The following is a 14,104-nucleotide window of genomic DNA, read 5'->3' as shown; positions in this document are numbered from 1 at the left end:
GGGCCCTCGCGGGACGGGGGAGGCTCGGGCACGGCGGGATTCATTGGCCGAGCTTCGCAAGCTCGTCTGAATCGATGGTTACGGAGACATGACGTGCGGGACACCGGGGGGCGGCCCGCGGGCGTCCACAGGGCCGGGTGAGGGGGCCGGGGCGGCTGCCCACAGGCTGTGGACGCTTTTCTGTGCCGCCGTGGGGCACGGACTGTCCCGGTGCCGGCGTCGGTGGGCGCCACGGAGTGTCCCCGAGGGGCGGGCCGCGCGTCCATCCCCCCGTGGAAGGACGCGCGGACCGGGTTCAGGGGAGGCGGCGGGCCAGCAGGAGGAAGGCGGCGGCCGTCGCGGTGCCGGCCACGGCCAGCAGCAGGCCGGTCTCCACGTACTGGAGCGGCCAGAAGTGGGACTGCGGGTGGAACGTGGCGTGGCTGATGTGGACGCCGTGGGGGGCGGGGGTGTCCCAGGTGACCTGGAAGGCCGAGCGGGGCAGCTCGATGCTGCCGGGCGCGGTGCGGCCGACGGTCGGCCAGAGGTCCTCGCGGTGCCGTTCCAGGAGGCTGTGGAGAAGCAGGGAGGCGGCGAGGGCCACTCCCGTGGCGGGCAGGGCCCGGCGCCACACCAGTCCGGCGAGGGCGCCGAGGGCGAGTCCGGCCAGGGCGTAGGCCACGGCCACCGGGCCCGTCGACACGAACGCGTCCGGGTAGTACCAGTCGCCGACCAGGTCGGGGTCGGCCTCCCCGCGCGCCCAGACGTTCAGCAGCACGAGCGCGCCGGTGCCTGCGGTGAGCAGCGCGGCCGGGGCGGCCAGTTTCGCGGTCAGCCAGCGCAGGGGGCCGACGGACTGGGTCCAGGCGAGCTGGGCTGTGCCGCTCTCCAGCTCGCGGCCGACGAGGGCGCCGCCCGCCCAGGCGGCCACGGCGAACATCAGCCAGGACAGGGCGGTGGCGAGGAAGGCGATGCCGTTCGCGTACGTCTGGTCGACGGTGATCGCCTCGACCGCCGCGCAGGAGGGGAGCCCGTCCATGGGGGGCGTGGCGCAGGCGCTCACGCCTGCCCGGGCCTCGTTCTCGAGGGAGTGCAGCCAGACCAGGGCGGCACTCGCGGCGGCCAGGGCCAGCAGCGACAGGGCCAGGGCGGTGCGGTGGGTCCGCAGCACCGCCCGCAGCAGGCCGCCCCGGTGGAGGGCGGGGCGGGCGGCGGGGGTGGTCGTCGCGGTGAGGGCGGTCATACGGCGGCTCCCGTGCGGCGGCGCAGCAGGACGAAGGCGGTCATACGGCGGCTCCCGTGCGGCGGCGCAGCAGGACGAAGGCGGTCGCGGTGGCCAGGGCGGCGACGGCGAGGAGGAGGCCGGTCTCCATGAGCTGGAGGGGCCAGAAGTGGGAGGCCGGGTGATAGTCGGCGTAGTAGTGGGTGATGCCGATTCTGGCCTCGCAGCCGGGCTCCCCCGAGCACGACGGGATCGGGACACGGGCACCGGAGGCGGTCAGGGCGCCGGTCTCGGCGATCATGCCGTCGGAGCCGGCGGTGGCGTCGTCCAGGCCCGTCACGACCGTCTTCACCGGCCACAGGTGCGGGCGCAGTTCGCCGACGACGTAGACGAGTGACACGAGGGCCAGGACCGCGACGCCGAGGGCGGACAGCGATCGGCGCAGCAGCAACCCCACCAGGACGCCGAGGGCCAGGGCGGCGAGGGCCTGGGCTGCGGCGATGGTGCCGTTGATCTCGAAGATGCCGTCGTCGTGCCACGCGCGCCAGCCCACGCTGATCAGGGCTTGGTCCGACGACCACAGCATGCGGTGCAGCAACGTCAGCGTGAGCGTGCCTGTCACGAGCAGCAGGGCCGGGACCGCGAGCTTGGCGGCCAGCCAGCGGGCCGGGCCGGCCGACTGGGTCCAGGCGAGCTGGGCGGTGCCGTTCTCCAGCTCGCGGGCGATGAGGGCGCCGCCCGCCCAGGCGCCGGTGAGCAGCGGGAGGAGCCTGACGAGGCCGCTCGCGACCGCCACGGCGGTCTCGTACCGGCTGTTCGCGGGGCCGGGGAAGTCGCAGCCCAGGTTCGGGCGGGACAGGTCGCAGCCCATGTCCGTGTACTCGGCCCAGGCGGCGTCCGCACCAGGGCCCATCGCCCACAGCAGCGCCCCGGCGGCCACCACCACCAGCCCCACCCAGAAGAGCAGCGCCGTGCGGTGCAGCCGGAGCATGGCCAGGACCAGGCCGCGCGACGGCGAGATGTGCCGGACGACGGCGGGTGGGGTCGCCGCGGTGAGGGCGGTCATACGGCGGCCTCCCGCGCGTCGAGCAGCAGCGGCGGGGCGTCCGGCGAGCGCAGGTGGGCCAGGACGACTTCCTCCAGGGAGGGTCGGTCGCTCTGGAACCCGTCGCCGAGGTGGCCCTCCGGCCGGACCAGGGCGGTCAGTTGGCGGCCGGTGGTGCGCGACTCGACCACCGTGTGCGGGTCGAGGGCCTCGCCCGCCCGGCCCGTGATCAGGGTGTGCGCGGCGAGCAGGTCGTCGAGCGGCCCGGCGAGCCGGACGCGGCCCGAGCCGAGCAGCAGCAGGTGGTCGCAGGAGCCCTCCAGCTCCGCGACGACGTGCGAGGACATGACAACCGTGGTGCCGTGGTCGGCCGCGTCGGCCATGAGCGTGGCCGTCAGCTGGTGCCGGGCGAGCGGGTCGAGGTCGGCCATCGGCTCGTCCAGCAGCAGCAGTTCGGGGCGTTTGCCGAGGGCCAGGGCGAGCGCGACGCGGGTGCGCTGGCCGCCGGAGAGCGCCCGGATCTTCGTGTCGGGGTCGAGGTCGCCCTCCGCGACGATCCGCTCGGCGACCTGGGCGTCCCAGCGCCGGGGGTTGAGGTCGCGGCCCAGCCGCAGCGTCCCGGCGATCGTGAGCTGGGGATACAGGGGCTTGTTCTGGGCGACGTAGGCGAGGCGCTCACGGGCCGCGGCCGGGGTCGTGCCGAGCACGGTGACGGTGCCCTCGGTGGGGCGGAGCAGCCCGGCCGCAAGGGCGAGCAGGGTGGACTTGCCGGCGCCGTTCGGGCCGGTGAGGGCGCAGACGCGGCCCGCGGGGAGCCGGAAGGCACAGCCGTCCAGGGCCGGGGCGCGGCGTCGCCCGAACCTCCTGCCCAGTCCGGCCGCCTCGATGGCGGTGTCGGTCATGCGTCCCCCTTGAAGTCTGCGAAATGCGCGTCGAGTACGGAAGTGAAGAGGGCGGCCACGTCCTCGCGCTCCAGGCCGGCCTCGCGGGCCCGGACCGCCCATGCGTCCAGATCGGCGCGCAGTGGGGAGTCGGCGGGGGCGGTGCTCAGGGCCTTGCGGACGAACGTGCCCAGTCCGCGGCGGGCCTCGACCAGGCCCTCGCGCTCCAGCTCCCGGTAGGCCTTGAGGACCGTGTTCGGGTTGATGGCGGTGGCCTCCACCACCTCACGGGCCGTCGGGAGCTTGTCGCCCGGCTCCAGCAGGCCCAGGCGCAGGGCCTGTTTGGTCTGCTGGACGATCTGGACGTAGGTGGCGACGCCGCTGCGCCGGTCGATGCGGTACTCGACCACTCCTGCACCACCCTTTCACTAATTGAGTAGTGAAAGGGTGGTGCAAGGGGGTGGGGAAAGTCAAGCGTGCTTTCTTGAATCCTCCCCTCCCTCTGAAGGGAGGGGATTCCTGGCTCAGGCCGCCCCCTGAAGCTGCGCTCCAGGGGGTCTTGCGCCATCGGCGCCAGCCGGGTTGAGACCAGCCCGGAGGAGCATCACGCGTGCGGAGTTCTTGTCCCTGGGGGACACGGCTCCGCATGCGGTGCACGTGTAGGTGCGCTCACCCAGCGAATGGGGTCTCCCCTGCTCGAGCGCAGCCGAGAGCTTGGGGAAGCATGCTTGGCTCTCGTCATGCAGTTGGCGCAGTCCGTTGTGGTGTGCGCGGGGTGGACCAGGCGGACGTCCCGCCCGTGCTTGCGGCCCATCTCCAGCAGAGCGGCCTTGGTGGCGCCGATGGCGGCGTCCGCGGCCTTGCGGGCCATCGTGCTCCTGGCGAGGAACTTGGGCTTGAAGTCCTCCACGGCGACGGCGACGGCGTCGTGGTCGCGGACCACCTTCTTGGCCCACTTGCGGCCGGTGTCCTGGCGCTGCCGGGCGACCTTCTTGTATGCCTTGGCCCGCAGCTTCTTCGCCTCGCGGTAGCCATTTGATGCCGATTGGCCCTTCTTAGGCCGGCGGCGGGACATCATCCGGTCATACCGGGTCAGCTTCTTGCTCGCCTTCCTGCCGTGTTCGGGGTGCGGCAGGTCGTGGGCGTCGGAGGTGGTGGTCGCGGCCTGCGTCACGCCCCAGTCGACACCGAGCACACGACCCGTCGGCGGCAGCGGCTGCACCTCGGGGGGTACGACGAACGAGCCGTACCAGTGCCCCAGGCTGTCCTGGTACACACGCACCGAGGACGGCTCAGCGGGCAGTGCCCGCGACCACACCACCCCCACCACGACCCCGCCCGCCAGACACAGACGGCCGCCCTTCAGACGGAACCCGCGCCGGGTGTAGTTCAGGGTCGGTAGTGCTTCACGCTTCTTCTTGTGCGTGGGCATCCCCGCCCGGCGGGACATGGGCAGTCGCTCTTTGATGTCCTTGTGCGCTTTGGTGCGGGAGCGGCCGAAGTCGCGGATGACCTGTTGCTGGACAACCGAGGAGCCCTCTCGCAGCCACGGAATGGTCTTCCGGGCCTCGGTCAGCATCCGGTCGAGCTGCGCCGGGCCGCACGTCCGTTTCTCCCCCGTCGCACGGTTGTGCAGATACACCGCCTTCGACTTGGCCACACCCTCGTTCCACAGTCACCGGCACCGGTCCCACTCCGTCACCAGCGCCCTGCGGGCGGTCGAGGACACACGCAGCCGGAAGGTGTAGCGGGCATGTCCGACCGCCTCCGCGGCCGACCCCACTTGCGCCATCCCGCCCCCTCCCGCAACGACAAGACGACCCGAACCCCGCACAGGACCATACGTACGATCACCGCACGCACGTCCCCCGATCCCGCAGCCACCACCCCCACCAGCGACAGTGGGCATGCACGTTTGCACCACCATCGAACATCGGACAGCGACACGGGCGCTCCGCCTCCGAGCCCTCCCCGGCGGAAACGCCGGAGGATCCTCGCAAGAAACAAGTGAACCGTTCGGGCCGGGCCGTCCGATGAGGAGACGTGAGCGATACGAGAAGCGACGGGGAGCTGCTGCGGGCCGTAGCCGTGGACGTCGACCGGCGTGCCTTCGGGGAGCTGTACCGGCGCTACGCGCCCTGGCTCCGGGCCCGGTTGCGGGGGCGGTGCGCCGATCCCGGAGTCGTCGACGACGTGGTGCAGGAGACGTTCCTCGCGGTGTGGCGGGGCACGGCCCGCCACCGGCAGGAGGGCCACTCCCCGGACGCGGCCGGGTGGCTGTGGCGCATCGCCTCGCGGCGGCTGGTGGACGCGCTGCGGGGCGACGGGGCGCGGGGGCGGCTGCTGACCGCGACCGGACTCGCGCTGATGCCCCGTCTCGGCCCGGTACTCGCACCGTCCCTGGTGGGCGGGGCATGGGCCGGGCTGCTGCTGACGGCCGACGTGCTGCGGGCCGGGGCGGACGTACCGCTCGCGCCGTTCACCGTGGCCGGGCAGGGCGTGGCGGCGGCGGTCGCCGCGCTCGCCGCCGGGCTGCTCTTCCTGCTTCGTGACCGATTCGACCTCTTCCAGGGACGTGCCGTATGACCACGACCGTGTCCGCCTCCGGGCTGAGCCTCCGCTACGGCGGTACCCGGGCCCTCGACGACGTGTCGCTGCGGCTGACCGCCGGCGTCACCGGGCTGCTCGGCCCCAACGGCGCCGGCAAGACCACCCTGCTGCGGGTGCTCGCCACCGCCCTGCCCGCCGACCGGGGGGCCTTCACCGTGCTCGGGCACGATCCCGGAACCGCCCGCGGCCGCCAGGAGGTGCGGCGTCGGCTGGGCTACCTGCCCCAGACCCCGGGCTTCCACCCGGACTTCACCGCCTTCGAGTTCGTCGACTACGTGGCGATCCTGAAGGAGATGACCGACCGGGCCGCCCGGCACCGGGAGGTGCGGCGGGTGCTCGACGAGGTCGGCCTGGCGGAGGTGCGGGGCAAGCGGATCCGCAAGCTGTCCGGGGGCATGCGGCAGCGCGTCGCCCTGGGATCGGCCCTCGTCGGCGATCCCGGGTTCCTGGTGCTCGACGAGCCGACCGTCGGGCTCGACCCCGAACAGCGCATGCGATTCCGTGAGTTGATCGCGGAAGCCGGTGAGGGACGGACGGTGCTGCTGTCCACCCACCAGACGGAGGACGTGGCGATGCTCTGCCACCGTGTGGTGGTCATGGCCGCCGGCCGGGTGCGCTTCGAGGGCACTCCGGCCGAGCTGACCGCGCGGGCCGAGGGGCGCGTGTGGAGCAGCACCGAGCGGGACCCGGGCGCCAAGGCGGGGTGGCGCACCGGGACCGGGACCTTCCGCAACGTGGGGGCCCCGCCGCCCGGCGCCGAACTGCTCGAACCCACCCTGGAGGACGGCTACCTGCTCACCCTCGACGACGCCGGAGCGGAGGTGGCGGCGTGACCACGCTCGTGGAGAAGCCCGTCACGTCCGCGATACGGAACGCGCCCGGCGGGTCCTTCAAGGCCGTGCTCGCCCTGGCCCTGTTCGAGTCCCGCCGGCTGCTGACCCGGATCCCGGTGCTCCTCGCCTTCGCCGTGTACCTCGGCTGGACCCTGTGGCGCGCCGGAAAGGCCTGGGGCGACTACCCGGCCCTCCAGGACGCCGACCGGGCCACCCAGAGCGCGCCGATGCTCGTCGGCCTCGCGGTCCTGCTGTCCGTCAACCAGGCCGCGCTGCGCTCCCGACGGCACGGCACGGAGCGGCACTTCGCGGTGCTGGTGCTCCCGCAGTGGCGCCGTACGGCCGCCCACGGGCTGTCGGTCGTGGCCGCGGCCCTGCTCACCGCCGTGTGCGTGGCCGGGCAGTTCGGCCGGGAGGCGCTGCGGCCCGCCGCGATCGGGCACGGGTCGGTGAGCGAACTGCTCGTCGGGCCGCTGACGGTGCTGCTGTTCGGGACGGCCGGACTGCTCCTGGCCGGGCTGGTGAGGTCGGCCATCGCCGCCCCGCTGCTGGTCGTGTTCGGACTCTTCCTGTTCGCCTTCTTCTGGGGCACGAGCGACGACGCGACCCGCTGGCTGCTGCCGGCCGTCGTCGAGGCCTCCAGCAACACCCTGCCGTCCGACCTGATGGGCCGGCCCGCCGCCTGGCACGCCCTGTACCTCGCCGGACTGGCCCTGTTGCTGGGCCTGGTGGCGATCCTGGTCGCCGGTGGCCGCAAGCCGGTCGTCATGGCCGGTGCCGCCGGAGCGCTCGCCATGACGCTGGTCGGCGGAGTGGCCCAGTCGGCGGGCGAATCCCCCGGACTGGTCAAGGCGCGCGAACGCGCCACGCTGCACCCCGAGCAGGTGCAGACCTGTCTCCGGCGGGACGGATCGACGTACTGCGCGTTCCCCGAGTGGGGGCCACGGGGCGCGGACTGGGCCGGGGTGGTGGACCGGGTCCGGTCCCTGGCCGGGGGCAGCGCCCACGAGCAGGACCTCGTCGTACGGCAACGGATCGACGCGCGCTACGGCCTCTCCGGTGATGCCGCTCTGGCCCCGCTGGAGCGTCCGCACGAGGTGACGGTGGGCACCCAGTGGGGCGGCAACCGCGTCCCCGAGTTCGCCGCGGCCGCGGCGGGTGTGCTGATCGCGGGTGACGAGAAGGCCGCGAACTCGATCTGCGACGGTCGCATCGTCCCCCTGATGTGGCTGGCCGTGGGCTGGGAGTCCGACCCGCTCGACGCGCTGCGCCGCGTCCGCCTCGACGACAGCGTCACCGGCTCCGCCTACGTGCTCCAGCCCACGCACGGGCTGTACATGACCGAGGCCCAGACCGAGGTGCTGCGCGCCCTGCTCGACCTGCCCCGCGATGAGGCCGGCGCACGCGTCAAGGACCACTGGGGCGAACTGACCGCACCGAAGGTCACCGCGGCCCGGGCCGCCGAGCTGCTGGACCTGCCCGCGCCCGAGGGGGAGGACAAGTGTTCCTGAACCGGCAGCTGGTGCTGCCCGTCCACCGGACGGTGCCGTGGCGCGGCATCGGCGCGGCCGGGGCTGCGGGACTGCTGCTCGCGGCGCTGACCCGGACCGGCGAGACGGCCGAACGCCTCTCCCTGTACCTGCTGCGGGCCGCGATCCTCGCCTTCGCGGTGGGCTTGGCCTTCCTCCTGGACGACCCGGCCCGGCACACCACGTCCACCGTGCCGACCCGGCGCCCGGTCCGTGTCGCCCTGCGGACGGTCCTCGTCGTCCCGGCCGCCGCGGCCTGGTGGACGGTGGCCCTGCTGCTCGTGCCGCCGGAGGTACGGCCCCCGGTCGCCGACATCACGCTGGAGGCGGGGGCGGCCTTCGTCCTGGCGGTGGCCGGAGCCGCGGCGGCGGTGCGCTTCAGTGAGGTCACCCGGCCCGGACGGCCGGTCACGGGCGCGCTGTTGACCACGGCCGTCCTGGCCATGCTGTTCTGGCCCGGCCGCTGGGCCCTGTTCGTGCCGGTGGAGGACGAGCGATGGGCGGCGGCGCACGAGCGGTGGGGGTTGGTGCTGGGCGGGGCCGTGCTCCTGGGTGTGGTGTGCGCGATCGAACCTCTGCGGCGGCGGGTGCGGCTCTAGACGCCGGGGCACATCGAGTGGTTGTGCAGACGGCCGCATCCGTCCTTGGGAGCCGTTATCGCCGGCCCGAACGCCTGCCCGATCTCCGCCGCGCTTCCCGAGAACGCCCCGATCGGCCCAGCAAGCCCCGTCGCCTCCCGGTCGGGGGCATTCCGACAACCAACGGTTGTGTGACTAGTCTGCCCCTGTGGACCTCAAAGCCGTACGCGCCTTCGTCGCGATCGCCGACTCCGGGCAGTTTCAGAAGGCCGCCGTGGACCTGGCCCTCACCCAGCAGGCCGTGTCCAAGCGGATCGCCGCGCTGGAGAAGGACCTCGGGGTGCGGCTGCTGGTCCGCACACCGCGCGGGGCGGAGCTCACCATCGACGGGCAGGCGCTCCTGCCGCACGCCCGCGCCCTTCTCCAGGCGGAGGAACGGGCGGTGGCCGCCGTACGGCCCGGCGACCGGGTGCTGCGGGTCGACGTCGTGGGGCGCCGGGCCGCCACGGCGGGACTGGTACGGGACTTCCACCGGGCGCACCCGGAGATCAGGCTGGACGTCGTCACCCTGTTCGGAGTCGACGCGGCGGTCGCCGCCGTGCGGGACGGGGCCGTCGACGCCACGTTCCGGGCCGTCACCATGCCCGGGCATCCGCTCCCCGACGGCATCACGGCGACCCCGGTCCTCGACGAGCCGCTCCGGCTGTGCGTCGGCCCCGACCACGAGTTCGCCCGGGCCGAGTGGGTGACGCCGGCGCAGCTCGCCGGACACCGCATCTGGATGCCGGGCAACGAGCCCGGCACGGAGTGGGCCGCCTACTACGACGAACTCGCCGCCACCTTCGGCCCGGCCATCGACACCATCGGCCCCAACTTCGGTGTCGAGGCCCTCCTCGACACCGTCGCGGACTCCCCGACCCTGGCGACGTTCCTCAGCGAACGCACCCCGCTGGTCTGGCCGACCGACCACGACCTGCGCCTCGTCCCGCTGCGCGACCCGACCCCGGTCTACCCGCACTCCCTGCTCTGGCGTACGGACAACCCCCACCCGGGCCTGACGGCCCTGCGCGCCCACCTGGCGGCACAGCCCGGGCTCGCAGAGGGCAGGACGTGGCGCCCTTCCTGGGCGCAGTGACCAGGGCCCGAGTCCTGAGTACCGCTCCACCCTCGGCCTGTCGGACAGAAACTGTCGGGGCCACTCGCTTCTTTGCAGTGTCGTGCTTCCACGAGCCGAGTAAAGGGCGCTCCGCGTCGGCTCCGCCGATCGGCCTGCGGCCGACCCTTGACTCACCTCGCTCCAGCACGGGAGAGAAGCGAGCGAGCGGCCCGGAAAGAGCGGGTGGCCGAACCCCGTGTGCGATCAACGCCCCGTTGCCCCCGCACCCGGCGTCAGCGCGCACCCGCGCCTCGCCTGCACGCCGGGTGGTCTTAGCGGCGAGCGGTGGTGGTGGGGGGTGGGGGGCCGTGGGGAGGGGAAGAGGGAGGAGGGGAGCCGGGCCGGGGGCAGGGGATGGGGGATAGGGGGCCAGGCGAGGGAGCAAAGGGGGTGCCCTCTGCTGTATTGGAGCGGATGGGCCAAGGGCGGGAGCGAAACCGCTGGTGAGGGCCGGGCGGCATGGTCCAAATGCTCCACCGGGCTCCCAAGGCCCCCCACCCCCCACCACCACCGCTCGCCGCTGAGCCGAGCCGGCGTGCAGGCGAGACGCGTGCGCGCCCGCCGACGCCGGGTGCGGGGCAACGGGCCGATGACCGCACACGGGGTTCGGCCACCCGCCTTCCGGGCCGCTCGCTCGCTTCTTCCTCGTGCTGGAGCGGACTGGGTCAAGGGTCGGCCGCAGGCCGCTCGCCGAAGGCGACGCGAAGCGCCCTTGAGGCAGGCCGTGGAAGCACGACAGTGACAAGGAAGCGGGCGGCCCCGACGGTCAGTTGGTGACGTACGTGAGGAACGACGCCCAAGGGCTCACGCCGAACACGAGTATCGGGCCCTGCGGCTGCTTGCTGTCACGGACCGGGATCATGCCGGGGCAGTTGTCGGCGACCTCGACGCAGTTGTTCGCTCCCCCGTCGCTGTAGGACGACTTGCGCCACACAGCGGTGGTGAGGTCGCGGGTGCTCGTCATGATCTGTGCTCCTCCAGTACGCCCCTGATGAACGCGAGCGAGTCCGACGGGGACAACGCCAGGTCGCGAAGGCGATCGTAGGACGATCGCTCCCGAAGAACCTCGTCCGGATCTTCGATCAGCCGACCACCGCTGTTGCCTTCCGTGTAGGCAACGGCGCTTCCGCTCCGCTGCCAGAGCAGCGTCAGCGATCCGTTCATATGGTGATGCGCACCCGCCGAGAACGGCAGTACTTGGAGCGCCAAGTTGGGCCACAGCGCGGCAACCTCAAGGTGAAGCAGCTGGTCGTGCCACGTCTTGCCCTGGGCAGCAGGACGTCGGAGCGCGAACTCGTCCACGATCGATCCGGACGGCGACGTCCTGACCCGGGACCTCCCGACGGCTCCGTCACGTCTCCGTGCGGTACATCAGGTCCACCTCGTGCGTGACGAACCCCAGCCGCTCGTACACCGACACCGCCGCGGAGTTGTCGGCGTCGACGTACAGCATCGCCGTCGGCAGCCCCTGCCCCGCCAGGTGCCGCAGGCCGATCGTGGTCAGGGACTTGCCGAGGCCGCCGCCCTGCGCGCCGGGGCCGACGCCGAGGACGTACACCTCGCCCAGGCCCTCCTCGGCGTGCACCTTGGTCCAGTGGAAGCCGACGAGTTCGTCGCCGCGGAAGGCGAGGAAGAAGCCCGCCGGGTCGAACCACGGCTCGGCCTTGCGGTCGTCGAGGTCGCGCTGGGTGAGGGAGCCCTGCTCGGGGTGGTGCGCGAAGGCGGCGGCGTTCACCGCGAGCCAGGCCGCGTCGTCCTTGCCGGGGACGAAGGCGCGGACCGAGACGCCCTCGGGGAGTACCGGGTCGGGCGCGTCGAAGTCGGTCAACGAGCGCCGCATCTGGCGCAGTTCACGGAAGAGTGTGAGGCCGAGGACCTGCGCGAGATGCCGGGCGGCGGAGTGCCCGCCGTGCGCCCACACCCGCAGCCGCTTCCCCGAGGCGGCCAGCAGCGCCGAGCCGAGCGCCCGCCCGTGCCCGTGTCCGCGATGCCCGGGATGCACCACCAGCTCGGCGGCCGGCGGCTCCACCGGGTCCGTGTCCTCCAGCTGGGCGTAACCGACCAGTTCCCCGCCGGCGGTGAGCAGCAGGTGGGACACGCCCTCCCGCTCCCCGCCGCGCAACTGCAACCGGCCTTGTTCGGACACCGCCTGCTGCCCGTCGGTCCCGGCCGCCTCGTCGAGCAGTCCGAGCACGGCCTCGGTCTGCTCCGCGGAGAGCGCGGCAAGGGTCTCGATCGAGCGGGGGTGGCCCGGCTTCACGGTGTCGTCGCTGGTCATGCGTACGAGGGTACGGGGCACCACCGGCAAATCGGCGGCAAAGAAGCAACCAGGCCGTAACCATGAAACACCTGTTGCGCTACGCGCGTTGACTCTAGGCTGCGCCGGACGACATCACTGTCCCAGCAGACCCAAAGGGGGGCGTATGCCAGCCACTTCACCGGCGCACCCGGACCGCCGCAGACGTCGTACGAACCGTTTCGCCGCTCTCGCCGCCGGTGTCGTCACCGTCGGCGCGCTGGCCGCGGCCGGGCTGCCGGGCTCGGCTTCCGCCGGGGAGGAGCACGGGAAGGGCGGGTACGGCCACGGGCACGGCCGCTACCAGGACATCCAGCTGCTGTCCTTCAACGACCTGCACGGCAACCTGGAGCCGCCCGCCGGTTCCTCCGGCCGCGTCACCGAGGCGCAGCCCGACGGGACGACCAAGACCATCGACGCCGGTGGTGTCGAGTACCTCGCCACGCATCTGCGGCAGGCCCGCAAGGGCGAGAAGTACTCCATCACGGCCGCCGGCGGCGACATGGTCGGCGCCTCCCCGCTGCTCTCCGGGCTGTTCCACGACGAGCCGACCATCGAGGCGCTGAACAAGCTCGACCTCGACGTCACCTCCGTCGGCAACCACGAGTTCGACGAGGGCGCCAAGGAGCTCGGCCGCCTCCAGAACGGCGGCTGCCACCCGAAGGACGGCTGCTACTCGGACAAGAAGTTCAAGGGCGCCGACTTCCCCTACCTCGCGGCCAACGTCCTCGACGAGAAGACGAAGAAGCCGATTCTCAAGCCCTACTGGGTGTGGAAGAAGAACGGCGTCAAGGTCGGCTTCATCGGCGTGACCCTGGAGGGCACCCCGGACATCGTCTCCGCCGAGGGCGTCAAGGGCCTGGCCTTCAAGGACGAGGTCGAGACGATCAACAAGTACGCCAAGGTGCTGCAGAAGCAGGGCGTGAAGTCGATCGTCGCGCTCATCCACGAGGGCGGCTTCCCGGCGTCGGCGTCGTACAACTACGACTGTGACTCCCCGGGCGCGGGCGACGGCATCTCCGGCCCGATCGTCGACATCGCCAAGAACGTCACGCCGCAGGTGGACGCGCTGGTCACCGGCCACACCCACAACGCGTACGTGTGCAGCATCGCCGACCCGGCCGGCAAGCCCCGCATGGTCACCTCGGCCGCGTCCTTCGGGCGCCTCTACACCGACACGACGCTGACGTACGACCGCAGGACCGGCGACATCGCCCGTACGGCCGTGAAGTCCGCGAACCGCGTGGTCACCCGGGACGTCCCCAAGGCGCCCGACATGACCGAGCTGATCAGTAAGTGGAACACCCTGGCCGCGCCCATCGGCAACAAGCCGATCGGCTACATCTCGGGCGACATCGGCAACACCGGCACCGAGTCCCCGCTCGGCGACCTCATCGCCGACGCCCAGCTCGCCCACGGCAAGCAGCTCGACCCGGAGACCGACCTGGCGCTGATGAACCCGGGCGGCATCCGCGCGCCGCTGACCTACGCGGCCAAGGGCGCCGAGGGCGACGGTGTCGTCACCTACGCCGAGGGCTTCACGGTCCAGCCGTTCGCGAACACCGTGAACCTCCAGAACTTCACGGGCGCGCAGGTCGTCCAGGCGCTCAAGGAGCAGGTGTCCGGCCCGAACGCGGCGGCCCCGAAGATCCTCCAGGTCTCGTCCGGCCTGACCTACACGCTGGACCTCACCAAGTCCGGCGCCGACCGGGTGGTCACGGACAGCATCAAGCTGAACGGCTCGGCCATCGACCTGTCGGCCACCTACCGCGTCGCGACGAACAGCTTCCTCGCGGGCGGCGGCGACGGCTTCCCGACCCTCGGCCAGGGCACGAACGACGTCGTCGGCAGTGATGATCTGGCCGCGCTGGAGCAGTACCTGACGGCCAACTCCTCGGCATCGAACCCGATCGCCCCGCCGAAGGCGGACCGGATCACGATGGTCCACTGAACCGAGAGCCCCTCGGGGCTTGGC

At 72.6% G+C, this 14,104-nt stretch carries 13 protein-coding genes and 1 pseudogene; 6 read left to right on the top strand and 8 right to left on the bottom strand.

All coding sequences use genetic code 11. The features are described from left to right. Positions 1 to 295: 295 nt before the first annotated feature. The 5 genes and pseudogenes from FDO69_RS37335 to FDO69_RS37315 form a co-directional block, all read right to left on the bottom strand. Complete coding sequence (locus tag FDO69_RS37335) at positions 296 to 1,222, bottom strand: hypothetical protein (RefSeq protein ID WP_104787695.1); 927 nt, start codon at positions 1,220 to 1,222, stop codon at positions 296 to 298. A gap of 40 nt (positions 1,223 to 1,262) precedes the next feature. Continuing rightward, positions 1,263 to 2,267: an ABC transporter permease gene (locus FDO69_RS37330; protein WP_104787692.1), complete on the bottom strand. Its 1,005-nt coding sequence runs from the start codon at positions 2,265 to 2,267 to the stop codon at positions 1,263 to 1,265. Continuing rightward, positions 2,264 to 3,148, bottom strand: a complete 885-nt coding sequence (locus FDO69_RS37325; protein WP_104787689.1) for an ABC transporter ATP-binding protein — start codon at positions 3,146 to 3,148, stop codon at positions 2,264 to 2,266. The genes FDO69_RS37330 and FDO69_RS37325 overlap by 4 nt, the downstream gene beginning before the upstream one ends. Beyond that, entirely contained in the window at positions 3,145 to 3,537 is a 393-nt protein-coding gene (locus FDO69_RS37320; RefSeq protein ID WP_104787686.1) for a GntR family transcriptional regulator, read from the bottom strand. The genes FDO69_RS37325 and FDO69_RS37320 overlap by 4 nt, the downstream gene beginning before the upstream one ends. A gap of 114 nt (positions 3,538 to 3,651) precedes the next feature. Next, a pseudogene (locus FDO69_RS37315) lies at positions 3,652 to 4,919 on the bottom strand (RNA-guided endonuclease InsQ/TnpB family protein). Between the two features lie 251 nt (positions 4,920 to 5,170). Between FDO69_RS37315 and FDO69_RS42515 the strand changes: the two are divergent. The 5 genes from FDO69_RS42515 (at position 5,171) to FDO69_RS37275 (ending at position 9,812) form a co-directional block, all read left to right on the top strand. Then, positions 5,171 to 5,713 carry an RNA polymerase sigma factor gene (locus FDO69_RS42515; protein WP_234388270.1) on the top strand — a complete coding sequence of 181 codons (543 nt, stop codon included), beginning with the start codon at positions 5,171 to 5,173 and terminating at the stop codon, positions 5,711 to 5,713. Further along, entirely contained in the window at positions 5,710 to 6,570 is an 861-nt protein-coding gene (locus FDO69_RS37295; protein WP_104787683.1) for an ABC transporter ATP-binding protein, read from the top strand. The genes FDO69_RS42515 and FDO69_RS37295 overlap by 4 nt, the downstream gene beginning before the upstream one ends. Then, positions 6,567 to 8,081 (top strand): ABC transporter permease, encoded by a 1,515-nt coding sequence (locus tag FDO69_RS37290; RefSeq protein WP_104787680.1) that lies wholly within the window; start codon positions 6,567 to 6,569, stop codon positions 8,079 to 8,081. Before FDO69_RS37295 ends, FDO69_RS37290 begins: the two co-directional genes overlap by 4 nt. Next, positions 8,072 to 8,698 carry an ABC transporter gene (locus FDO69_RS37285; protein ID WP_234388269.1) on the top strand — a complete coding sequence of 209 codons (627 nt, stop codon included), beginning with the start codon at positions 8,072 to 8,074 and terminating at the stop codon, positions 8,696 to 8,698. The genes FDO69_RS37290 and FDO69_RS37285 overlap by 10 nt, the downstream gene beginning before the upstream one ends. A 187-nt stretch (positions 8,699 to 8,885) precedes the next feature. After that, entirely contained in the window at positions 8,886 to 9,812 is a 927-nt protein-coding gene (locus FDO69_RS37275) for a LysR family transcriptional regulator (protein ID WP_104787677.1), read from the top strand. 787 nt (positions 9,813 to 10,599) lie between these two features. Here FDO69_RS37275 and FDO69_RS37270 read toward each other — a convergent pair. The 3 genes from FDO69_RS37270 to mshD are packed head-to-tail and all read right to left on the bottom strand — an operon-like array spanning position 10,600 to position 12,111. Continuing rightward, positions 10,600 to 10,797: a DUF397 domain-containing protein gene (locus FDO69_RS37270; RefSeq protein WP_104787674.1), complete on the bottom strand. Its 198-nt coding sequence runs from the start codon at positions 10,795 to 10,797 to the stop codon at positions 10,600 to 10,602. Then, positions 10,794 to 11,135, bottom strand: a complete 342-nt coding sequence (locus FDO69_RS37265; protein ID WP_104787671.1) for a DUF5753 domain-containing protein — start codon at positions 11,133 to 11,135, stop codon at positions 10,794 to 10,796. The genes FDO69_RS37270 and FDO69_RS37265 overlap by 4 nt, the downstream gene beginning before the upstream one ends. Before the next feature lie 49 nt (positions 11,136 to 11,184). Further along, entirely contained in the window at positions 11,185 to 12,111 is a 927-nt protein-coding gene (gene mshD / locus FDO69_RS37260) for a mycothiol synthase (RefSeq protein ID WP_104787669.1), read from the bottom strand. A 145-nt stretch (positions 12,112 to 12,256) separates the two neighbouring features. On the opposite strand from mshD, the gene FDO69_RS37255 reads away from it, so the two are divergent. Further along, positions 12,257 to 14,080 carry a bifunctional metallophosphatase/5'-nucleotidase gene (locus FDO69_RS37255; RefSeq protein ID WP_104787666.1) on the top strand — a complete coding sequence of 608 codons (1,824 nt, stop codon included), beginning with the start codon at positions 12,257 to 12,259 and terminating at the stop codon, positions 14,078 to 14,080. The last annotated feature ends 24 nt before the right edge of the window (positions 14,081 to 14,104 follow it).

The organism is Streptomyces tibetensis (assembly GCF_007655005.1).
GTDB classification, from domain to species: Bacteria; Actinomycetota; Actinomycetes; order Streptomycetales; family Streptomycetaceae; genus Streptomyces; species Streptomyces tibetensis.
The sequence above is the reverse complement of the archived record's forward strand: the minus strand, read 5'-3'. Positions and strand labels throughout refer to the sequence as shown.

Bases quoted from the DNA above. Each gene is read 5' to 3' on its own strand.
- FDO69_RS37335 (WP_104787695.1), bottom strand. From the start codon at position 1,222: ATGACCGCCCTCACCGCGACGACCACCCCCGCCGCCCGCCCCGCCCTC.
- FDO69_RS37330 (WP_104787692.1), bottom strand. From the start codon at position 2,267: ATGACCGCCCTCACCGCGGCGACCCCACCCGCCGTCGTCCGGCACATC.
- FDO69_RS37325 (WP_104787689.1), bottom strand. From the start codon at position 3,148: ATGACCGACACCGCCATCGAGGCGGCCGGACTGGGCAGGAGGTTCGGG.
- FDO69_RS37295 (WP_104787683.1), top strand. From the start codon at position 5,710: ATGACCACGACCGTGTCCGCCTCCGGGCTGAGCCTCCGCTACGGCGGT.
- FDO69_RS37270 (WP_104787674.1), bottom strand. From the start codon at position 10,797: ATGACGAGCACCCGCGACCTCACCACCGCTGTGTGGCGCAAGTCGTCC.
- mshD (WP_104787669.1), bottom strand. From the start codon at position 12,111: ATGACCAGCGACGACACCGTGAAGCCGGGCCACCCCCGCTCGATCGAG.
- FDO69_RS37255 (WP_104787666.1), top strand. From the start codon at position 12,257: ATGCCAGCCACTTCACCGGCGCACCCGGACCGCCGCAGACGTCGTACG.